Source organism: Planktothricoides raciborskii GIHE-MW2, assembly GCF_040564635.1.
Classification (GTDB): Bacteria; Cyanobacteriota; Cyanobacteriia; order Cyanobacteriales; family Laspinemataceae; genus Planktothricoides; species Planktothricoides raciborskii.
On sequence record NZ_CP159837.1, the window covers coordinates 6,369,805 to 6,391,736 of the forward strand.

Genomic DNA, 21,932 nt, shown 5'->3' on the forward strand with positions numbered 1-21,932 from the left:
ATGGGATGGATTTGTTAAGTATTGTTACAATTTTTCCCAGTTTAACCGAATTATGCCAAAAACGGCGTAAAGCCATCGCGAGATTGCTCCGCAACGCTATCGCGAACGCGCTTAGGGGCGAGAATCGCAGTGAAGAAATCAGGAGAAGGCCGTGAAAAAACGAGTAACTTTAACCTTTCCCAGAAGTTCTCTGGGGATGCCGCTGACTTATCGATTGGCGAAAGATTTTAATGTCGCCGCCAATATTATTCGGGCGCAAGTAGCCCCCAATCAAATTGGTAAATTGCTTTTAGAATTATCCGGGGATATTGATGCTTTGGATGCGGCAATTGATTGGATGCGATCGTTAGATATTGAAGTGTCAACGATTAGTGGAGAAATCTTGATTTCAGAAGAAAGTTGTGTCCATTGCGGGTTATGTACGGGAGTGTGTCCCACGGAAGCACTGACTCTGGAAAAGAAGACCTTTAAACTAACTTTTGTGCGATCGCGCTGCATTGTCTGCGAGCAATGTATTCCCACCTGTCCGGTGGATGCGATTTCTACAAATTTATAGGAGGATTTACTGATTTATTTGTGCTTCATTTTTATGGTTTATGATAAATTATTCTAGCATAAAAACAAAGAACAAGTAACCCATAACTAAAAAAATCTAGCCAGCCAACAACCACCAACCACCAAATAAAAAGTAACTAATATGGCAGCGAAAAAACTTGTTGAGTTACTTAAAAAAACTTCTTACATTTCCATTGCCTTAATGTCAATTGCCCACATCAACTTAGGGTTAATTTTATCTCAAACAGCAGCCCCCTGGTGGCAATGGGCAATCACTATCAGTTTTATTTTAATTGTGGCGGAAATATTTTCGTCTCCTTGGTTAGTCATCAAGACCATTGTCTATCGCTGGTTAAAATCCGATGCGGGTTCTTTCTTAACCGCTATGGTACTCTCATTTACCATGATTGTTATTTTATCAGTATTTGATGTGTTTAGCTATGGTTTATTAATTGTAATTACCAGTGGTTTGGTTAGGTTGGATATCCAAAATAGTCGATTAACTTCCCGGCAAAACTTTTTCTGTTTAACTTCGATTGGTTTGGGCAGTTTATTCCTAGGATTAGGGTTATCTTATTTGTTTAATTTCCCGCATTAATTTAATTTCAGCTAATCGAGCGATAGCGATCGGCTGGCTCGGCTTTACTGGTAAAAAAACCGTTTTCGGGGAAAAAACGGTTTTTTATTGCTAATTAGTGGGAATTAGTTGGGCTGACTCCAAACAATTTCATCAAATTCACTTTGATTAAAGCTACTCCGCTGAAAAACAAAACTCCAATTTGTCTCTAGAGTAGGGTTTTCCGTGCGAGCGCACTGAAAATAGTAATAGCTGCCTTGCTTGTTTTGGTAAAAAACCGCAAACATAACATTATCCCAATGTAACCGAGAGCCAATACATCTTAATTCTAAGCGAATTGGTTCGGCCTCATCTTTTTTTTGATTATTTAAACCGTCTGTGTAGCTTTTGCCTACGGCGATCGCGGTTTCGATAATTCCATCAATATTCATCGGCAAATAGTCCTGATCGATCAACTTATCTGATTCTAGCTATTAGATCGCCACGGGTTAAAATCCTCGTAGCTACCAGAACCAGGTAGCCAATCGATCTGAGTTTTTTTCTGTTCCCTATCTTTTCCCCGCCCCATGTTTTTTTTCGCCCCAAAAGCCTCTTTCCTTTAAAATAAAGAGTAACAAATTATTCCTACTGGCTTATGCGTTTGATTCATACCGCTGACTGGCATCTCGGACGCCGTCTCAAAGGAGTAGATCGCACTCCAGAAATTGCGGCAGCCTTAGAACAACTCCTGCACCATGCAAAAAGTTTAGAAGTGGATGCAGTGTTGATTGCGGGAGATATTTTTGATGTTCCTAACCCAACAGCGGCGGCAGAACGAGTGGCTTATGAGTTTTTCTGTGGCCTGGAAAAAGCGAATATTCCGGCGGTGGCGATCGCGGGCAACCATGATTCGGCCTATCGGATTGACAGCATTGCCAACCTGTTATCATTGGCGGGGGTTCGCGCCTTGGGCAAACCGCGCCGGGGAGACGAGGGTGGGGCGACAATCTTGAATACAGCCAATGGCAAACTCTGTGTTGGCGCGATGCCGTTTGCTTCCGAACGTCGTCTGTTAGATGCGGCGACTTTGTGGAAAAATGATGATGGCGAATATCAGCGAATTTATCGGGAAATTGTCAGCTATCTTTTACAAGATTTAAGTCAATTTTTCCGAGAAGATTCTTTGAATATTCTGATGGCACATTTAACCATTGATGGAGCGCGATTGGCTTATTCAGAGGCACCTTATTATACTCGTTCTACTTATGCCTTAGCTGCGGATATTTTACCCGCCACGGCACAATATATTGCCTTGGGACATATTCACGCTTATCAGTCAATTCCTAATCCAATTCCTACTTATTATCCAGGGTCGTTAATTCAACTAGATTTTGGGGAAGCCCAACAGGAAAAAGGTTTTTGTTTGGTGACAGTGGAACCGGGCAAACTCGCCGAAGTAGAATTCCATCCTTTAATCTGTCAACGTCCGTTGAAAGTAATTCGCTGTCAGGGAGAAAATCTTGAAGATACTTTAGCGGAACATCAGTATTATTCAGGATTTTTAAAGGTGATTGTAGAGTTAGAAAGTCCCCGGTTGGGATTGGCTGATGAAGTGAGACAAATCTGCCCGCAAACGTTACAAATTGAAGCGGTTTATCCAGAAAGCTTTACGAGAATTCAGCGCCCGGTAACTTCAGATACGGATCCGTTCGATCCCGTTGAAGAGTTTTATCATTTTTATCAAGAAAGGCTAGAACGAAATCCGTCGGATCTGGTGGTTGAAGCTTTTGAGACGCTGTATAAAACCATGAAAGAAAAAAATATCTCGAAAACCTCAAGTCATTAGAGTAAATAGTAAATTAGAGATTAGATTAGCTAGGTATTTATAAAGTTTTTTTGTGGAGTCAAATAATGAAAAAAATTAGCTAATTTTTTGATAAATTTATCACTAGCTAATCACTAGCTAATCATTAAAAAAATCATAGCTATTTGTACCTGAAGAATTATGAAATATCGGCGGCTTGTGTTCACCAAGTTATCTAAGTTAGAAAATTATGCGACCTATTGAATTATCTTTATCGGGTTTTACCAGTTTTCGGGATGAACAACATTTAGATTTTTCCCAGCTAGATTTGTTTGCGATTACCGGCCCAACAGGGGCGGGGAAATCTTCGTTACTGGATGCGATTACTTATGCACTTTATGGGAAAACGGCTCGCACTGGCAGTCAAATTCAAGAAATGGTGAGTCAAGGTTCATCTTTGTTGAAAGTGCAATTTAGGTTTGAGATGTCCCAAGGTGAATATCGGGTGACTAGACTGTGGCGCGATCGCGGTAAAACTACGGTGACTTCGGTACTCCTAGAAAAGTACCAAGGTAAAAAATGGGAAACCTTGGAAACGAAAGAACGTTTGACGAATCAAGCGATCGAGGAAATCTTAGGGATGGATTTTGATACATTTACGCGAGTGATTCTTTTGCCCCAAGGTCAATTTGATGAATTCCTGAAAGGGAATACGACCAAACGCCGAGAAATTCTCCGGCAATTGGCAGGATTTGAGATTTTTGAACTGATGCGGAAAGAAGCGAATAATTTGGCCGGGTTGTTAAAGAAAGAACTAGAAGCGGTTGAACGGCAAATTAATGAATTAGACGCTCCTCCAGACTGGGAACTTGAACAAAAAGTGAGTCAATTACTTACCCTAGAAAATGATTTACCCAGGCTGAATGAGGCGGTTTGGCAAGCACAAAAGAAATTAGATGAACAACAGCAGCTATTTGAACGGTTGGAACGGTTGCTGAAACTGCATCAAGATTTGGCAGACTTGAATGTAAATACGGGTGAAATCGAGCGGTTAGAACAACGTTTAGTGCGATCGCAAACTGCGGCATCCTTACAAGGGGATTGGACGTTGGTGCAAAGGGTTCGACAGCAAGCAAGACAAGCGGAAGCCCAGGCGATCGCTGCTGGGAAAAAATTACAAAAAATTCAAGCTCAGTTCAAAAAGGAAAAAGAAAGACTGGATCGGGTGAAAGCCGAAGAAGCGGAAATGCTGCCTCAATTTAAAACCAGAAGCGAAGCGTTAGCTACAGTTCAAGTTTACGAACAACAACAAAAACAAATTGCTCAAGAACTGGTCAGAGTTCAGAAAATTCTCTTGACGAAAACCACGGAACTCTCCGTTGCCCAAAAAGAATGGCAAGAGATCCAAGCACAAAACATCGCGGCCTCGCAACAGGTGAAAAAAATTACTGCTGAGTTAGAGCAATATCCTCCAATGAGCGATCGCTTAGAAACCTTGAGACAAATTGCGCCGTTACTGATGGAATGGCAGTTAATTCAGCAGCAGGTAAAAAAACAAGAAAAACAGCAACTAGCTCTCCAGGAACAATTAGAAATTTCCCGCTTTACGGTCAAGGAAGCCCAGTTTAATTATCAATTTGCCCAGAAGGAAATGGAAGCGGCTCGTGGGGCGTTAATGGAAGCGGAAGCCATTAATGCGGAAGCCACTCGCATGAACCAAGCGGCAGTATTGCGTGAATCCCTGGTATCTGGGACAATTTGCCCGGTTTGTGGGGAAGTTTATCATGGCGATCACCCGTTGCCGGATTTGGAAATTGTGGAGTGGGTTGATGTGTCACCTTTGCGCGATCGCCTCCAGACCCATGAACGACAATTTCACCAAGCGGAACGTCAACTAACTCAAGCAGAAACTACCCTGGAACAACAAACTCAGCAAATGATTGCTTGTGAGCAAGAATTGTCCGTGGTGCAAAATCGATTAGCCACGAAATATGCGGGGATTAGCACATATTTAATCCCTGAAAATCCTGAAGAGATGTCCCGCAACTTTGAGCAAACGGTGCAGCAGTTACAACAAGAATATCAAGAATTACAAGTGACGGATCAACGGTCAAAACAAGTGCAGCAAAAGCATCAAGCGGCTGTGGCTAATTTAAACCAGATTCGTCAAGCTTTAGAATTTAAGGCAAAAACCCTTAAACAAGCACAACAAGAAGAACAAAGGTCTCGTAGCGAAGTCGATCGCCAGCTAAAAGCGCGTCAACATTTAAGGGCGACCCTGGAAGAAATTACCGGGGGACTTTCTTATGAACAACTGCGGCAAAATTTAAATCGGGAACAGCAGCAGTTACAAATGCAGGTTGAGCAAGCGGAACAGACTTATCAAAAAATTCAGGGGGCGGCGATCGCTGCGGAAACCGAAGATCGCCAAGCTAAGGAGATCGAGCAAAGGGCGATCGTTCAAGAACAACAATTAAATACTGACTGGTTAGAGAAGCTCAAAAAAGCCAATTTTAGCGAAGCTGAGTTTCTGGCCGCGCAAACTTCTGTCACCGAACAAGCGGCATGGCAAAAGCAAATTAGAGAGTATCGGGAGACCAAAGTCAAGTTAGAAACTCGGTTCAAAGATTTAAGGGCAGAAGTTGGCGATCGCACCACTGATGAGGAAGTTTTAAAGAATTGCCAGGTATCCCTAACCCATGCCCAAGAACAACTGAAACAAGCCAATGATCGCCGCACGGAATTAACGGCGTGGATTCAAGTGACCCAAGGCAAAATTGAGCAATTAAATGTTTTAGAAAGCCAGCAAAAATTGCTGAACGAACAAGGGAAAACTTATCATACTTTAGCCCAAAATCTGAAAAGTAATGAGTTTCAAGCTTATATTTTAGAACATTTAGAAGCGGAACTATTAGCCCGGGCAACGGTGCTTTTACAAGAATTGTCTGATGCTCGATATAAGTTAACTATTGACAATGGCGAATATTGGGTGGAAGATAATTGGAATGGTGGGGAAATGCGGAAAGTTAGAACTCTTTCTGGGGGAGAGACTTTTGCGGCTTCTTTGTCGATGGCTTTGGCTTTGTCAGAACGTCTTTCCCAGGGGGCAGATTTAGGCAGTTTATTCTTAGATGAAGGTTTCGGAACTTTAGACGGAGAAACCCTAGAAGCTGTGACTCAAATTCTGGAAACTTTGCGCCAGCGATCGCGGATGATTGGGGTGATTACTCATGTGCGGGATTTAGCGGAAAGATTACCGACTCAAGTGCGAGTTTCTAAATCTCCAAACGGTTCTCGGATTCAGGTAGAAATGTCATAATATATGATATAATATTCTGAGGAATTATTCAATTAAATTACCTGAAATTATCCGAAGATCGTTACAGCAATTTTCTCAAATAAAACCGATGTAATGTGGGGCGTTACTGGGGGATATTCCCGACGATAAAACTGATGAGTATCGATGCGATCGCTCCTGAAATGCAGAGGTAATCGATCAATTGCCTCTGCATTTCTCCAACTTTTCACCCAAACAGGGCAGATGCGATCGAGGCTGGATCGAGGCTGGGTTGAAAATTGCTATCATGGATCGGATTTCATTGTTCAAACTACTACAACATTAGAGTTATGATTACACTTCCAGGATATCAAATTTCCAGGATATCAAATTATTGAGCAAATCTAAGCAGCTAAAAAACAAGTATCAGAAATTGTTGATATTGTGAATCAATTTAATTATGGAGCAGTCAAAGCAATCTGTCTATAAGTAAGTCTATAAGTAGTACCGGCAATTCTAGTGTGGTGTTGGATTTGTTATCGGCAATCAAAGCCTCTCAAGCATTATCTGGGGAAATTTATCTGAATCAGTTGTTAGCCAAGTTAATGCAAATTTGTCAGGAAAATGCCGGTGCCCAGAAATGCACGATTATTTTGCCTCAAGAAAATGATTGGGCGATCGCCACTTTAAGCGTTTTGGATTCGCCCACGGAGCAGACAAATCTACCGCAATTAAACTGGATTACTTTAGGGGAAACTCAGGAAATCCCCGCGACGGTAATTCGCTATGTGCAAAGAACCGAAGAAACCTTGATTTTAGAGAATGCCAGCCTCGATCCGACTTTTGCGGCTGACCCATATATTATGGAGCAAAAACCTAAAAGTATTTTATGCATGCCATTCCGAAATCTAAGTGAAATCGTCGGGTTACTTTATTAGCCGCGATCGCCTGGAAATTCTCCAGTTATTTACAGCCCAAGCAGCGATTTCTTTGGAAAATGTCAAGCTTTATAATTCCTTAGAGCAACAAGTCCAAGAACGCACCCAAGAAATGAAAAAAATCTCCGGCTAAAACAGCAAAAATGTCTAGGGTCAGATTGTGGCCGGGATTGCCCATGAAATTAATAACCCGGTCATTTTTATTTACGGCAATATAGATCGCACCGGGGAATATGTGGAAGATTTAATTAATCTGCTGAAATTGTATCAAGGTAAATATCCCCAATCTGCTCCAAAAATTCAATATAACATAGAGGCGATAAATATAATTTTTTTCCAAAAATATTTAAAAAAAGTCCTCAATTACATGAAAATTGTGGCGCAACGGCCTGTCCAATTTCTGAGAAATTTATCTTGTATGAAGCGGAAATGAAGCCCGTGGCTATGGGCTGAAAAAATACCTTAATTATGTTAAAATATTCTTGGAAAGTAAATCAAAAATTAGCCGAAAATTCAGCTAGGTAAAAAATCTGCTAAACTGCCAAAATTCACCTGTTATGCTTCGGCGATTAATCAGTTATTTATGAATATTTTAATTAATGGCTGTCATGTACTATCTCAGCCCTATATTTACCGAGACAAACTGCGGGAAAATCTGGCATTCCCCAGGCAATGATTCTGGCAGCAGATAGTTAGGAAACCGATTACTGACTTTAGCCTTATATGAATCGGCGGCTGAAGCTACTTGTTTAGTTGGCGATTTATTGGGAATGGCTAACTATGTTGATGCCGTGATGCCTCACGCTAAAAATTTACTAGATCAAGTAAAATTATATGAAGCCAAATATTTAGAATATATTTTCCAAAGCCATCCCTTAAACGCGGTCAATTTGGGATTGTCTTTTTTTATAAAAACTAGGAATTACTTTTCCTGAACAGCCGACTCAACCGGATAATCAAGAGTTGTTACAAAGGACGACTTTAAGTTTAAGCAATTACGGGATTGAAAATTTAGTCAATTTGCCAGAAATGACCGATTTGTCGTCAAAAGCGGCAAGGCGGATTTTGCTAAATATTGCGTCACTCGCCTATGAAACAAATTGCGATAAAATTTTATTTATTTTAGCCAGACCCATTGGTTTATTTTTGACCTATGGCAATAGTCCTTTAGCCCCATTAGCTTATGCAAATTATGGTTTGATTCTTGGTGGACTACTGGAAAAGATGCCGGTTATCAGTTAGGGCAGGTGGCTTTACAGTTATTGCATCAAGGAGATAGCCAAGAAATTCAAGCCAAGGTATTGGTGAATGTGGCTTGTTTGATTGAACATTGGCAAAAGCCGATTCGCGAAAGCTACTGTTTCTTCGGGGATATCAAAGTGGCTTATAAATGGGAGATTTAGAATTTGCAGGTTTAGCGGTTCAAGTTTATTCTTACTATGCTTATTTTAGTGGGATGCCGCTGGATATTTTACAGGAAGAACTTATTATGCAGCGGCTATTGAGCAAATTAATCAAAAACAAACGTTAAGTTATCAACGGTTGCTGCTACAAGTGGTCAGCAATTTGATGGTGCGATCGCCCTATCCCTGTAACCTAATTGGCAGCCATTACAACGAATCAGAGACGGTGCCACTGCATGACGAATCTCACAGATTTTTGGTAATTTTTTATACCAATTTCCAAACTTATTGCTACGATTTTGAGGTTAATTTAATGTTGCATCTTTAATTATAAATGGTATTATTATGAGATGAATAAAGTCATCCTGAATTATCTATTTCAAGATTTTTCCCAGGCTTTAACCCATTTAGGCAATACTCAACAATATTTAGCCACCGCTACTGGGTTAGTGATTGTGCCACTGTTTTATTTCTACGATTCTCTGGTCAACTTGGCTGTTTATCCCCAAAAAACAGCGGCAGAACAGGAACAAATTTTGACAAAAGTGACGAATAATCAAACAAAAATGCAACTGTTTGCCCAGAATGCGCCGATGAATTATCGCCATAAGTTTGATTTAGTGGCAGCGGAACGCGATCGCGTATTGGGGAATAAAGCAGAAGCCATTGAAATCTACGATCGCGCGATCGCCGGGGCGCAAAAAAATCAGTATCTCCAAGAAGAAGCATTAGCCAATGAACTGGCCGCCAAATTTTATTTAGACTGGGGAAAAGAAAAAGTGGCGACTGGCTATCTCCAAGAAGCTTACTATGCGCTCGTTGGGGAACACAGGCGAAAATCGCCGATTTAGAAACTCGTTATCCCCAAATGCTGGCGCCGATTCTCAACCGAGAAAAAACCCGATTAATTTATCCGCAACTATTGCTCACTTGCCTGCTATTACTCACACTTCTCATTCCAGTAGTTTCTCAGGAATTTTAGATTTGGCATCGGCGATCAAAGCTTCCCAAGCCCTTTCCAGTCAAATGGAATTATCTGAGTTACTTTCCAGTTTAATGCAAGACGATTTTAACGTGATTTTTTTCCAGGGTATTTTTCCAGAGCAATTTTTTTGATTTCGCCAAAAGAAACCGGGTTTCTGTTTTGCTGACCACCGATAACTGGGATACCCGCAGCAGAAACCCGGTTTCTGAAAATAGAGAATGGCGATTAGCGCGATCGCTTTTCTTGGTCTTGACGACGGCGATCGCGCCACTCCGCTAGGGTTAAATAGATTACGCCACCGCTAATTGTAATTAGCAACAGAAAAGCGACCGAAGCCAGTATAGTCAAGGTCGAAGTTTCCACTACTCCTCCATTGGATCATAATGTTGAATCATAATTGTCGATTTTCCATTGTAAATCCAGGCAACAGGCAAGAGGCAAGAGGGGCAGAGGAGATGAGGAGCCCGCCGTCGGATGAGGGGATGAGGGGCAGAGGAGATGAGGGAAAAAATTCTCCCCTGTTCCCCCGCTCGATGGCGGCTCCCCTGCACCTCTTCCCCTGCTCGATGGCGGCTCCCCCGCTCCCCCGCTCGATGGCGGCTCCTCTGAAAAAAACCCTCTAGGGCATTGCGGGCAATTCGCCCAAAATTTTGAATTGAATATGATTCAAGGCCAATTCACCAATGGGGATTTGCCGCTTATGGACGCGCACCCCATCCAGATTGAGACTTTCAAAGCGGATGCCTTTGCCCAATTCCACATGATACCAAGCCAAACCCATAAAAAATCGCAGGGGATAAGTGCCACGTTCGATCAAATCATCGGGGTTGGATTCCATTGGCACCCAACCGACACCGGGAATATAAAATTCCAACCAGACATGATTGTAGTCAGGGTGCAGGGGAATATTTTGCCGGTCAGGATGGGGCGGACATTTATAGCGACCCACAGTTCGACAAGCAATCCCATTGAGACGCAACAAGGCTAAAAGGACGCCAACATATTCGCCACAAGACCCAACCCCTCGTTGCAAAACTTGATCCGGGGGATCGATTTTCGGTTGAATTCCGTAAGAGAGTTTGTCATAGACATAATCCCGAATGCTGAGAATTTTCCGCAGCAAATTAGTTTCAGTGCCGATCGCTTCTTGGGCAGCTTGGCGGACAATTTCCGTATCCATTGCCAGATGATCGTTATCCACTAAATAACGCTCTTGAAACTCTGGGGGCAGTGGGGGTAAATTTTCCACATCTAGTGGTTTTAATTGATACTTAATCCCCCGCACTTCGATCAAAGCTTTCCAGCCAAAAATTCCCGATTGATGACCTTTTAAGTGATCGAATTTAAACAGAGCAATGCGTTGTCCTTCTTCAATTTCTTCCGTAAAAGGCATTCCGATCGCTTCCACCGACCTAAGATGCTGGCGATCGGTTTCCGCTGGCAAAGCAATGCGCCATTCTAAATTTTCTAAATGAACCTCATCAAGACAAGCCAACTCTTCCACATAAGACATTTCCACTAAATAGCCATTAGACAAGGCAAAACCCTGGTCTGGGTTATAATAAAAATCTAGGGGATGAATTAACACGCGATCGCGGAAAGTTAACTGATAAGGATCGCTGGAATTCGGGTCATCTCTAATATAAGGTTCCTCATTAGAATAAACCACATATAAAATATCTTTGCCGGTGGTGGGATCTCGGTGAAACGCCAAACCCGTCGGATTTGCAAAGGGAGTTAACACGCTAAATTTAATCTCACCTGTGGCGCGATCCATGCAATAAACCGTTTGTTCGGTACTATCACAAACCCATAATTCTTCTTCCCGAACCGTTATATTTTCCACTCCAATGCCCGGAGCATAAAACTGAGTAATTTGTTGACCATTATAGCGATTAAAAACGAAAATTAAGCCGGTTCTTTGACAGCTAACATATACCGTCGATTGCCAAACCGCCACACTATTGGCGGGATACGCTAAGGTGACAAAATGTTGAGGATTTAACCGTTTACTTCCCAGGGTATCGGTGACATTCTCACAAAAATACACACTGTTATCACGAGTTAACCATAAGCTCTTGTCCCAAATCCCTAACCCGGTACTATCAATAAATTCCTCAGCTTGTTCAGGATTGAGAACCTTAGTATTATCATTAGTGCAGTCTATTTCAAGTAAATACCCTCGAATTGAGTCAATAGTTATTAAGCGATCGCCAATAAATGCCATGCCGTGAAGTTTATAGACCCCATGAGGTCTAACTGTTCTTAACCATTGATTTGTTTCAGCGGAAACAATGAGTTTTTCTAGAGTCATACGGAATGTGAGATTGCTAAAATTAAACCGGGTGCCTGAATCATACCCTTGCCTTTTCCTTTCCTGACTCTAGCCAAGATTAAATTATGCTTAAATTTTTAACCCTGGCCACTAGGCGGAACGGAAATTAGCAGTTATCATAGAATAAAAGTTTTTCTGTTGGGTTGCTAGGCTCGCTCCTGGTTAAACTGCTCTAAACGCAAGGATCCAAACGCACAATACAGCATCAAGGAAGCAGCATAAAGGCGATCGCCTCGTTTCCCCAGAGGATAACTTTTACTCTACCAGGGTACTCTACCAACGGGTACTGAATTCTATCTGTTCAGAGAGAGCGTTTCTTTACCCACCGGAGATCAATGCAATTACCCGGCTGTGATCTAGGGAACCAATCGGTTTTAAAAGTCTCTGGTATTTAGTAAACGTTTCACATCCCCTAAATCTGGCCCGGATTAAATGACGTGCATCTACCGAACAATCCATCTACCAAATGAGAAAATATCATAAATATCGTGCTTTTGAGACATTTGGTAAATTAATCATTTGTCCGGGTAAAATCCCCGGTAGGTAATTTCAAGCAAGCAGGTTTATTATGTCTGGGAAAAAGCATCCTCTAAATATATTGTCAATTTCTCTGCTTCTCTTTCTGGGACTCTTTAGTACCCCGATCGCCCGAACCCAAGCCCAAAGCCCTATCCAGTCCAGGGAAATCAGTCAAGGATTAGGCAGTGATTGGAATGCCTTTGAGACAGAGAACACGGGAAATGCACCCGGTCGAAGAGTCGGTGGGGCAACCAGAGGCAGTTGCCCAAGCGGGCGAAAACCTTTGACCGCCATCATTCCTGAATCCGAAATCGGTCGAACTGTCTCACCATATCCCAGTATTTTCTTATATGTGCCTTCAACTCCCGAAAAAACCAAAATGGAGTTTGAACTTCGGGATGAAAACGAAAATTTGCTTTACAAGCAAGAGTTCTTGGGTAACGGACAAGATGGCATTTACCGCATTGATATTCCCACTTATGTCAATCCTTTGCAAGAAGGTAAAAGTTACCTTTGGTCATTTAGCTTAATTTGTAGTGAAACCGACTTAGCGGCAAGTTCTGTGGTGGGTGGCTGGATTAACCGGATCGAAGATAGTCAATTGGTTCAAAGACAAATTCAATCCGCCCCTCCAGGCGATCGCCCAGCAGAATACACCAAAGAACTCCTCTGGTATGATTTAATGGCCAGTTTAGCGGATCTGCGTCAGTCAGAACCTAACAATCCCACCTTTGAAAATAGATGGGAAAATTTACTAAATGAGGTCGGTCTAAATGACTTGGCAACTGAACCGTTAAATTAAACAAGTAAATTGAAGCCTAAAAGCGATCGCTAGAAACAGGCGTTTTCTGTAGAAACCTGGTTTTTTGGGTCCTCTGGGGTGGGGGTAGAAACCCGGTTTTTTTTAAAAAACCGGGTTTTTTGAGTTGCTTGAATAAACCTGGTTTTTTTGGTCTTCTGCTTGCTTACAATTTAATCGCTGGCTTCAACTCTGGCTGAACCTCTGGGTTAAAGAATTGCTGATTTTTCACCAAATTAGGCATCACTAAATCGGCAATAATCGGCACATGATCTGAACCTAAACTAGGCCCAAGGCGCAGATCCGCCACTTGAATTTCCTCACTAACTAAGCAATGGTCAACGGGAATAGCTTTGAAGAAATTTTTTGCTTGATAAGTGGGCAAGATGCCGAAACCTTGACGAGTATTTATTAACCGGGAATTTTTTAAGGTATTTTCGTAATATGGCGACCACATCGTCACGTTTAAATCTCCCGCCACCACCACAGGTTTTTTTAGTGCCGCAACAGTTTCAGCCATTTCTTTTAACTGTTCATTGCGCCAATTAAATCCATCCTGACCAAATACAAATGGCGGATAAGCATGACTGGCAATCAGGGAAAAATCAGCCCCTTGATTAATATCAGTAATCACATAGCCACGATTTTTACCATGAATGTTTAGCTTAGGATTTTCTAGGGGCAGAGTGCTATAAATTTGGATATCAATCTTTTCTGCACTCACATGATAGTTAAAAGTATCATCTAATTTTTTCAGTTCTTGGATCCATTGATTACTCGCCTCCATAAAAATGGCAATATCAGGTTTTTCGGTTTTCACCCAAGAAATTACCTGATCGTATTCAGAGTTACTAGCTAATACATTAAACGCCAAAACTCGCAGAGTTTGCGGGGGATTACTGGCAGCAATTCCTTGGGGAATATACCAAGGCAAAATTTCCATACCATTGATAAAAATACTCACTAAACTCACCACGACCCATTGTTGCCGCTGAGTTAAGAAAAAGTAAACTAAAGCAGAAATTCCGATCGCTAAGTATTGGGCTTTAAAAGAGTTGGTAACATCCAAATATTGATGGTATAAGCCCAAGTATCCCGCTAAGGATAAGCACATCGTCATCAGGATGAGTGCCACAAAAGCATAGAAAATCCATTGGTTTAGCGCCGAATTCGATCGCCCTTGGAAAACCGTCATAAGCAAAGATGTTTCTCGCAGATCGCAAAATTAATCCTTTTTACTATAACTGGCGATCGCCTCATCGGAATAGGCAGAGTGGCCCCCGGTCGGATCCGGCGACTTTTCTCCGACCGAAAGCCCCGAAAGCCCCGAAAGCACTACCTACATTCACGCGATCGCCTTAAATCGATGATTGATTAAACAATCAATAATAAATAAAACTTAATAATTAAGGGAAGATTCTCAAGAAGAAATAACAAATATCACTGGATAATCGAGAAAAAAATATCAGCTAATAAATAAAAAAATAAATCAATAAAATCCTTGACACTTCTGTTCAATATTAGTTATAAAGGAAGAGTATCATAACTTAAGCAGGCTCTAGATTTACATTAAATATCTGCATATGCGATTTTGGTGATAAATACCCAGCATAAGTTAATCTTTGATGCGTAAATAATCAGTATCAATCAAAAGACCGTATATGAGAACACAATCTTTGCTTGCACCCTTGAGTTGTTCGGCTTTAATTAGCGCTGGATTAGGCTTATTGATGCCGGTTTTGCCTGCCTTAGCCGTCACTTCTGAAGTCAACAATATCAACCCTGTAGAGCATTCTAGTGTGACAAATTCTGAGCAATTTCTGATCTCTCAAGGGGGGTGCCCAAGAGCGAAGGTCATCGAGGCTTATGAAACCGATACCTACTATGCCTCAATTTGTGAGGATCGCAATGGGGAGCGGTTTTATTATGGCCAACACAAAGGCAACGGAAGTTCGGTCAACGTCTACGGAGTCCAATCCACAGATAGTGGATACTACATAGCGTATACCACCGATGATTCCGGGAATGAATACACTTACATGGTTGGGCCATCTTTGGATGTTTATAAGAACGGTGATTTGATTTTTTCTGAACCGACTTATTAATCAATAATTGGTCACTTAAAAACCAATTTTTTCAGAACATCAGGGATGATCTACAAAAATTTTGACAGCTTTTTAGTTTTTATGGTAAAACACAGCATGATAGTTAAACCAGCCCACCGCTTGTCTTAAATATCATGTTCTTTCACGTTTTCCTGGGTTAAAGGTGATGAAATTACCAACGCCCAGGGTATATCGGATTAGATCGGGGTGAATCGATGATGATTAGACCCGGAGAAATTCAGTTTGTGGATAAAAATAATCAAAATAAAAAGGCGATCGCCTCAACTATGTCTTGAAAAGAAATTTGAGAAGTGCGATCGCCCATAAGGGGGAGATAATTTGTGGATGCTATAAAACCGCCACAAACTTTTTACATGAATAGATTATAACTCCAGTTTTTCTATTTTGTCAACAATAGTCGATCTACTTTTTGCTTACCGAAAAATCGGCTATTCTCCGAGGATTTACGGATCGGGGGTCACATCCCAAACCGACGGGAAACGACGTCAAAGCCGGGGGGAGAAGGGAAAATTATTAATTAAAGGGATTAATTAAAGGGGTTTGAGGGGGGTGAGGATGACCGAGAGGCGATCGCTTCGGCGACGATTTTGCCAGAACAGATCGTTCCGGGAATTCCTGCCCCTGGATGAGTTCCAGCCCCCACCAAGTAAAGATTTTCCACATCTTCGCTATGATTGTGGGGTCGAAACCAAGCGGATTGCATCAAAGTTGGTTGCACGGAAAAAGCACTGCCCAAGTAACTATTGAGGGTATCCCGGAAATGCAGGGGATCGATGTAACGTTCCGTCAAAATATGTTGAGATAAATTTGGCAAGTAGCGCTGTTCTAAATAGTGGATAATTTGATCTCGGTAAGATTTCGCCTGAGTTCGCCAATCCGTCAGCCCCGCTAAATTGGGCACGGGAGAGAGGACATACCAAGCGTCACAACCTTCAGGGGCGATCGCCGGATCCGTGGCAGTGGGACGATGTAAATATAAGGAAAAATCCGCCGCTAACTGCTTGCGGTCAAAAATATCCTGCATTAACTCCCGATACCGTGGGGCCATGATAATTTCATGGTGTCCCATTTGCTCATAACGGCGATTGGTGCCGAAGTAGAGGACAAACAACGACATAGAATAATTCATCTTTTTGATGCGGCGATCGCGGTATTTTCGGCGAAACTTTTCCGGTACCAAATTCAAATAAGTATGGGCGACATCCCCATTACTGACAATCACATCAGCGGCAATAAATTCCCCATTTTTCAGCTTTACCCCATCGGCTTTGCGGGTATTTTCATTCATAGAAATTTGCTCAACCTCAGTATTGAGGAAAATTTCCCCGCCCATTTCTGTAAACAACCGTACCAAGGCTTGAACCAGCGCCCCAGTGCCGCCCATTGCATACCAAATTCCTTGATGTTGTTCTAATTGGTGAATCATCGCATAAATCGCCGAACTGGTAAAAGGATTTCCCCCAATCAATAGGGGATGAAAACTAAAAACTTGCCGCAATCTTTCATCCTTAATATATTGATTCACAAAGGAAGTGACAGATTTATAGGATTGCAACTGCAACATATCCGGCGCCACTGGCAACATATCCGTAAACCGGCTAAAGGCTTTGGTCATCAAGGGAAATCCTTTTTGATAAATTTGCTCCGTAGCTTGAGCAAATTGCTCATATCCTGCCACATCTGCGGGATTAAATTGCCGAATTTGCTCAATTAAAGCATCGCGATCGCTGTTATAATAAAAAGCGGAACCATCGGCAAATCTCACGGTATAAAAAGGGTCAAGGGGAACTAACTGGACATAATCACTGGTTTTTTTGCCATGCAGTTGAAATAACTCATCAATCAACTGGGGCGCCGTAATAATCGTCGGCCCGCCATCAAAAATAAAGCCATCTTGTTCATAAACATAAGCCCGACCTCCTGGGCGATCGCGCTTGTCCAAAATCTGCACCTGATGTCCTTGGGCTTGCAATCTAATTGCTGCCGATAAACCGCCAAAGCCACTGCCGATTACTACAATTTTCATCTGATTTTATTTCACCTATTTCACCCAGATTGCCATAATGCATCAAACAAGTTGCATGCATTCTGATCTTAATCCCGTTGTTCCACTACTCCGACTAAAGACTGTAAATCAAACAGGCGATCGCCCCCACTCAAACAAATTCCCGCACTAATTACCGTCAAATCCTCTTTAGCGATCGCCGAAGTATGACACTCCCCCGTAGTCGTAGTCCATTCCACCAACCAATAATCATCCCCGCGATCTTCAAACTTTTGTAACTCACCGCCCCCCATTTTCAAAGCCTGCTGTAAACGCCCTTCATCATTTTTCTGATGAAAATTGCCACTCTGGTTTGCCCGCAACTCATAAGCGATTCGCATTTCTGGAGTCATCCCTTTAAATCGCAGTTTTTCCGGTGGCGTCATCTGCTGAAATTGCAGGCACAACTCCTGGGTCGCGATCGGATCTGCCCGTCGATCGATCGCTTCAAACCACCAAGAAGCCCCATCAAATCGAGCCATAATCGGGTCAAAGGATCCAGCCTCACTCACCAAATGCACCACCACGGGCTGAACCACGGACTGAATTAATCCCATGCGCTGCCGCAAATCCGACTCATTCACCGGATAAGCTAACCAACTTTTCCCTTGAATGCGATCGACTAACCACAAACGCACTAAAGGAAATTGGGCTAAATATTCCGTAATCTCTGGTAAATCTGCCTCCGCCACCAACCGGGCAGTTTTCTCATTTATCGGTTGAAAAATTCCCCAACCTTCAAACTTTTTCGATTTCGGAGTAAAAGTATAAATCAACCCCGCCACACGAGTTCTAACTTTTCCCCCCCTGACCGACGGAGCAACAAATTGGGTTTCGCAAAGTTGGGCTAATTCGGCGGCAATTTGCTTGATTAAATTTCTAATATCTGCCATAAATTATCTTTTGCCAGAAATTTCAGGTAATTTGCTGTAATTGCTGTAAAAGCTGCAAAAATTCTGGCGGCACTTTGTCCACCAACCAAACGCCATTATCACTCCGATAAAACGGATAACCTTGGGCATCCATAGCGGCAGCATCTACCATAAAGACCACCGGACGACCGTGGCGTTCTCCTACCTTTTTGGCGATCGCTATTTCAGCGGACAAATGCACATGATGACGGCTCATTTTCTGCAATCCTTGCTTCAGAATTGAATCCACCGCACTTGCTGCCGTACCGTGATACAGCTTCTCTGGAGGCTTGACTGCTGCTAACTGGAGGTCAACCGCAACACTATGGCCTTGATTTGCCCTAATTTTACCTTTAGTTTCATCAAAAGAAAAACGTTTTTTATCATTTTTAGCCACCACTGCTTGCAACTCATCCGCCGAAATGGGAAAGCCATCTTTTGCAGCGGCAGCTAACAGCATTTCTACCGGAACCCAACCGCCAACATCCAGAGTTAAACCCAGTTTTTCTGGCTGGTGACGTAAATGATAGCTCAGATATTTACTAATTTTTACCAATCGCGATTGATGCATCATTTTAACCGTGCCTCAAACAAACTGATAAGTAAATTCAGAGATTAAATCAACTCGACCTTTGCGTAAAAAAGCCGGATCGAGTCTTTCGGTAGTATTACAGGTCATTAAAACCACCAATCGCTGTTGGTCTTGAATCCCCGATTCTGAAATCACACTTTTGTATAAAGTACCATCAAGTAAACTGAGAATATGCTCAGTTTTGCTTGTCCATTGAGCCGCTTCTCTGGCTCGATCTTGGGCTAAGTTATCCGCTTCATTAATAATTAAGCAAATCCGCTCTAAATAACTCGGTGGGATAAAGTTTTCTACCGCATCATGGTCAAGAATAAATATCACATAACCCAAGGGGGATAAAATTTCGTGAGCGATCGCTTGTGTCCAGGCAGTTTTTCCTGTACCGGGCTTTCCTTGGACCAAAACCGCTAATTGTTCTTGGTTGAGAATAGCTTCTTTCACCTCATGGGTAAAGCTTTGAATATTGCTAGGAAAAGAACTCAGGGGATATTGGCTATGAATTTTCCCCACGCGAGTTTGATAACCACTCAGCATCACCGCTAAATTTTTGGTAGCTTGGCTGACCAAATAACCTAATTTTTTGGCCATGAGAGTATATCGTTTAATGGTACTGCCCCCACTGTTAATTTGCAGCCATATATCTGGTTTTGACCAATAAGCGAAAATGGTGCCGATCGCATCTAATTTTTCCCATTTGTCAAAGCGATCCACAGGATAATAAAAATGTCGCTCATCGTAACATTGGAGAATCATATCCGGGCGACCGATTAAATCTAAAATTGCGAAAACGGTAATTTCTTGTAGCCTGCGGAGAACATAATCAATGGGAATAGTATCCCGGTTGACCAACTGGAATACCGGAGTTTCTGTACTCAGGGTTTCTAGATAATCCTGATTAGGCAGGGGCGGTTCTGGGGTAATATAGTCCCAAAAATCATCGATATTATAGCGTAAATCTTCGGAAAACAAATTCAAAATATTCGCCCACCAAGCATAGTTATTTCTGCCTAAATTATCGGCGATTCGACTGAGCAAATCTAAACTTTTTTGAGTTATTTTCCACGGATCATTAGACACCAGTTCTAATAAAAATTGCGGATCCAGGTCACGATATAAGGGTCGCCAACCATTTCTTAACAGGTCTTGTTCTTGATTTTTTCTATACATAGGGCTGTCGTTATAATCTCGAAAATATCTCATGCCCATAGGTTTCAAGTAGGTCTATGATAATGAATGCGATGATGAATGCGATGATGAATGCTGTGAGTGAATCAGATGCTCTAAAGCTGGTTTATGGACATTTAAAGAATAGAATATCGATTAGACCGTTGAACAGCATTTTGAGTCAATCTTTCAATCAATAATTGAATATGTTAGCACCTCTCAACGAAATGTATTATTAAATAATACATTGTATTACGAAAATAATAACACAAAAAATACAGAATTTGCCCACTTAACACAGAAATATTGGCCAAATCAACAGAAACCGCCACCTCTGGCATGAGATGACGGTGACAAATCAGTCATGTTGATCGTGTTTCGCATTCCGCCCCTGTGGTCAATGGGCGATCGCGACCATTCTCAGGGGAGAATCATCATCTAGCCCAATAGGTGCCTCGCCAAATATAGAAAAATAAAATACTCCCAATCAAAGCACCCAGATTCCATTTAAATGAATTTTTGAGCAAAACCTGACGCTGACTGCTTCGAGTGGCTTGAGTTTGAGCGGGTAACTGTTCTTTCGCGGTAGCAACTCGTGAGAGAATATCTGATTTAAGCTCCTGAGTTTTGGTCGTATCTACCGGCAACCCTATGCGGTTAAGTTCCACAGCCAGGTCTTGCAGTTGTTCAGTGCTGCTTTGATTGACTTGAGTTTCCACGGCTTCGAGTTCAGCCTGCCTTTGTTGGGCTTGCGCTTGAATATTTTGATTATTTTCGGCATTGATCCGCAGGGTATTATTAATCCCTAGAGGCAAGAGCAATAAAAAGGCGATCGCCAACAATAAAGAAAACCAAGATACAATTTTTAAGAAAATATCTTCTAAGCGATTGCGCTCATAATCTTCCCCAAAAAAAACCATCACCAGTCCTAACAATGGCACCGGCAACCGTTCCACAACTGCGCCCATTGCCTGCAATTCCCAGGCCGCGTTAGTCAACTGAGGTGGATAAAAAACTAGAAGATTGTCAGCCAGTGCAAACAGCAATAAACCGTACCCTACCAAGCGTAGTCTATAGATGGAAAGTCCTTGTTCTTGCGAGCCACTCATAAAATTAGCACCCTCCCTTTTATACTTGATATTTTATTTATCTAGCTATCTAATTCTTTGATAGCTTTGATAGCTTTGATAGCTTTGATAGCTTTGATAGCTTTGATAGCTTTGATAGCTTTGAGTGAATTATGATTAGTGAATTATCGCTGTGGAAATCGTGGCTGCCACCATTCATACCAAGAAAACCAAACCTCTTCTAACACAGGGTAAAGTTCTTTTGGTGATTTCCCGGTTTCGATGGGTATAGATAACGTTGTCCAGAGACAACGACTGTCTCTCAAAGGCGCTCTTCCCAGCAGCCAAGGAATAATTCGACCCAACTGAAAAGCTTGACTGTTGTACTTTTGGCCAAACTGGTCTGTAGTCAATGTAGTTCCAGGGATAGGGTTAATGCAGGCAGCAAGGTTAACGCGATTTTCCTTCTGCCAAAGACCATAAAAACCGATGTTTTTATCTTGCCGCATTTCTACTTTATTCTGTACCCAGTTTTCATAACCATACTGTTCAATGACACCCTGGAGACCGGAGGCGTTATCCAGCACCACATAGTACATTTTGATGTCCAGGGAACGGTCGTCTTGCAAATATTGATAATGAGTGCCAGAGACAAACAAAGCATCTTCGGTCACGGGCAAGGGTGTGGCTTTAATCTGCTGCCACCCGGATAAAGGTACGGTTTGAGGAAAGTCAAAAGCAGATAGGGAGCGATCGCTACTTGCTGGATAGAAAATCGATTTTACCAATACCAACAGAACACCGGCAAACGTTGTCCCTAACAGGGCGATTCTAGCAGTTTTCCAGGAATCAGCAATCAT

Annotated in this window: 25 protein-coding genes; 15 read left to right on the forward strand and 10 right to left on the reverse strand. The window is 42.2% G+C overall.

Annotated features, from left to right (window positions below; all coding sequences use genetic code 11):
• Positions 1–151: 151 nt before the first annotated feature.
• Both ABWT76_RS27165 and ABWT76_RS27170 read left to right on the forward strand, forming a co-directional pair.
• A complete protein-coding gene (locus ABWT76_RS27165) occupies positions 152–556 on the forward strand; it encodes an NIL domain-containing protein (protein WP_054466656.1) in 405 nt (134 codons plus the stop codon).
• Positions 557–697: 141 nt separating this feature from the next.
• Positions 698–1,153 carry a hypothetical protein gene (locus tag ABWT76_RS27170; protein ID WP_054466657.1) on the forward strand — a complete coding sequence of 152 codons (456 nt, stop codon included), beginning with the start codon at positions 698–700 and terminating at the stop codon, positions 1,151–1,153.
• A 104-nt stretch (positions 1,154–1,257) separates the two neighbouring features.
• Here ABWT76_RS27170 and ABWT76_RS27175 read toward each other — a convergent pair whose 3' ends face one another.
• Positions 1,258–1,563 (reverse strand): hypothetical protein, encoded by a 306-nt coding sequence (locus tag ABWT76_RS27175; RefSeq protein WP_054466658.1) that lies wholly within the window; start codon positions 1,561–1,563, stop codon positions 1,258–1,260.
• A gap of 203 nt (positions 1,564–1,766) precedes the next feature.
• Here ABWT76_RS27175 and ABWT76_RS27180 point away from each other — a divergent pair, with 203 nt between their 5' ends.
• The 10 genes from ABWT76_RS27180 to ABWT76_RS27225 all read left to right on the forward strand — a co-directional run bounded on the left by ABWT76_RS27180 (position 1,767) and on the right by ABWT76_RS27225 (position 9,649).
• On the forward strand, positions 1,767–2,957 hold the full coding sequence (locus ABWT76_RS27180) for an exonuclease SbcCD subunit D (RefSeq protein WP_054466659.1): 1,191 nt from the start codon (positions 1,767–1,769) through the stop codon (positions 2,955–2,957).
• Positions 2,958–3,165: 208 nt separating this feature from the next.
• The gene (locus tag ABWT76_RS27185; protein ID WP_190880535.1) at positions 3,166–6,234 is read left to right on the forward strand and encodes an AAA family ATPase; all 3,069 of its coding nucleotides are present in this window, start codon (positions 3,166–3,168) and stop codon (positions 6,232–6,234) included.
• 479 nt (positions 6,235–6,713) lie between these two features.
• The gene (locus ABWT76_RS27190) at positions 6,714–7,130 is read left to right on the forward strand and encodes a GAF domain-containing protein (protein WP_190880533.1); all 417 of its coding nucleotides are present in this window, start codon (positions 6,714–6,716) and stop codon (positions 7,128–7,130) included.
• Entirely contained in the window at positions 7,105–7,263 is a 159-nt protein-coding gene (locus tag ABWT76_RS27195; RefSeq protein WP_156331759.1) for a hypothetical protein, read from the forward strand. Before ABWT76_RS27190 ends, ABWT76_RS27195 begins: the two co-directional genes overlap by 26 nt.
• Positions 7,264–7,290: 27 nt before the next feature.
• Positions 7,291–7,563 carry a hypothetical protein gene (locus ABWT76_RS27200; protein WP_354635246.1) on the forward strand — a complete coding sequence of 91 codons (273 nt, stop codon included), beginning with the start codon at positions 7,291–7,293 and terminating at the stop codon, positions 7,561–7,563.
• A gap of 530 nt (positions 7,564–8,093) precedes the next feature.
• Complete coding sequence (locus tag ABWT76_RS27205; protein WP_354635247.1) at positions 8,094–8,372, forward strand: hypothetical protein; 279 nt, start codon at positions 8,094–8,096, stop codon at positions 8,370–8,372.
• A 5-nt stretch (positions 8,373–8,377) separates the two neighbouring features.
• Complete coding sequence (locus tag ABWT76_RS27210) at positions 8,378–8,533, forward strand: hypothetical protein (RefSeq protein WP_156331761.1); 156 nt, start codon at positions 8,378–8,380, stop codon at positions 8,531–8,533.
• A 139-nt stretch (positions 8,534–8,672) separates the two neighbouring features.
• Complete coding sequence (locus ABWT76_RS27215) at positions 8,673–8,861, forward strand: hypothetical protein (protein WP_156331763.1); 189 nt, start codon at positions 8,673–8,675, stop codon at positions 8,859–8,861.
• A gap of 22 nt (positions 8,862–8,883) precedes the next feature.
• On the forward strand, positions 8,884–9,384 hold the full coding sequence (locus tag ABWT76_RS27220) for a hypothetical protein (protein ID WP_190880527.1): 501 nt from the start codon (positions 8,884–8,886) through the stop codon (positions 9,382–9,384).
• Entirely contained in the window at positions 9,344–9,649 is a 306-nt protein-coding gene (locus ABWT76_RS27225; RefSeq protein ID WP_190883162.1) for a hypothetical protein, read from the forward strand. The genes ABWT76_RS27220 and ABWT76_RS27225 overlap by 41 nt, the downstream gene beginning before the upstream one ends.
• Before the next feature lie 94 nt (positions 9,650–9,743).
• On the opposite strand, the gene ABWT76_RS27230 is transcribed toward ABWT76_RS27225, so the two are convergent.
• Entirely contained in the window at positions 9,744–9,881 is a 138-nt protein-coding gene (locus ABWT76_RS27230) for a hypothetical protein (RefSeq protein ID WP_190880523.1), read from the reverse strand.
• Positions 9,882–10,137: 256 nt separating this feature from the next.
• Positions 10,138–11,832 carry a transglutaminase family protein gene (locus ABWT76_RS27235; protein ID WP_190880521.1) on the reverse strand — a complete coding sequence of 565 codons (1,695 nt, stop codon included), beginning with the start codon at positions 11,830–11,832 and terminating at the stop codon, positions 10,138–10,140.
• A gap of 589 nt (positions 11,833–12,421) precedes the next feature.
• Here ABWT76_RS27235 and ABWT76_RS27240 point away from each other — a divergent pair.
• The gene (locus ABWT76_RS27240) at positions 12,422–13,174 is read left to right on the forward strand and encodes a DUF928 domain-containing protein (RefSeq protein ID WP_054466664.1); all 753 of its coding nucleotides are present in this window, start codon (positions 12,422–12,424) and stop codon (positions 13,172–13,174) included.
• 163 nt (positions 13,175–13,337) lie between these two features.
• Here the strand turns inward: ABWT76_RS27240 and ABWT76_RS27245 are convergent, their stop codons facing one another.
• Positions 13,338–14,366, reverse strand: coding sequence for an endonuclease/exonuclease/phosphatase family protein (locus tag ABWT76_RS27245; RefSeq protein ID WP_054466665.1), 1,029 nt, complete (start codon positions 14,364–14,366; stop codon positions 13,338–13,340).
• 8 nt (positions 14,367–14,374) lie between these two features.
• On the opposite strand from ABWT76_RS27245, the gene ABWT76_RS27250 reads away from it, so the two are divergent.
• Together ABWT76_RS27250 and ABWT76_RS27255 are read left to right on the forward strand one after the other, a co-directional pair.
• Positions 14,375–14,533, forward strand: a complete 159-nt coding sequence (locus ABWT76_RS27250) for a hypothetical protein (protein ID WP_156331764.1) — start codon at positions 14,375–14,377, stop codon at positions 14,531–14,533.
• Between the two features lie 299 nt (positions 14,534–14,832).
• Positions 14,833–15,276, forward strand: a complete 444-nt coding sequence (locus ABWT76_RS27255; protein WP_354635248.1) for a hypothetical protein — start codon at positions 14,833–14,835, stop codon at positions 15,274–15,276.
• A 547-nt stretch (positions 15,277–15,823) separates the two neighbouring features.
• Here the strand turns inward: ABWT76_RS27255 and ABWT76_RS27260 are convergent.
• The 6 genes from ABWT76_RS27260 to ABWT76_RS27285 all read right to left on the reverse strand — a co-directional run bounded on the left by ABWT76_RS27260 (position 15,824) and on the right by ABWT76_RS27285 (position 21,932).
• Positions 15,824–17,323 carry a phytoene desaturase gene (locus ABWT76_RS27260; protein WP_354635249.1) on the reverse strand — a complete coding sequence of 500 codons (1,500 nt, stop codon included), beginning with the start codon at positions 17,321–17,323 and terminating at the stop codon, positions 15,824–15,826.
• Positions 17,324–17,391: 68 nt separating this feature from the next.
• Positions 17,392–18,234, reverse strand: coding sequence for a hypothetical protein (locus ABWT76_RS27265; protein ID WP_054466668.1), 843 nt, complete (start codon positions 18,232–18,234; stop codon positions 17,392–17,394).
• Positions 18,235–18,256: 22 nt separating this feature from the next.
• Positions 18,257–18,826 carry an RNA 2'-phosphotransferase gene (locus ABWT76_RS27270; RefSeq protein WP_354635250.1) on the reverse strand — a complete coding sequence of 190 codons (570 nt, stop codon included), beginning with the start codon at positions 18,824–18,826 and terminating at the stop codon, positions 18,257–18,259.
• Positions 18,827–18,838: 12 nt separating this feature from the next.
• Positions 18,839–20,008, reverse strand: a complete 1,170-nt coding sequence (locus ABWT76_RS27275; protein ID WP_231636792.1) for an AAA family ATPase — start codon at positions 20,006–20,008, stop codon at positions 18,839–18,841.
• 431 nt (positions 20,009–20,439) lie between these two features.
• Entirely contained in the window at positions 20,440–21,114 is a 675-nt protein-coding gene (locus ABWT76_RS27280) for an HpsJ family protein (protein WP_054466670.1), read from the reverse strand.
• 143 nt (positions 21,115–21,257) lie between these two features.
• Positions 21,258–21,932 (reverse strand): cyanoexosortase A system-associated protein, encoded by a 675-nt coding sequence (locus tag ABWT76_RS27285; RefSeq protein WP_054466671.1) that lies wholly within the window; start codon positions 21,930–21,932, stop codon positions 21,258–21,260.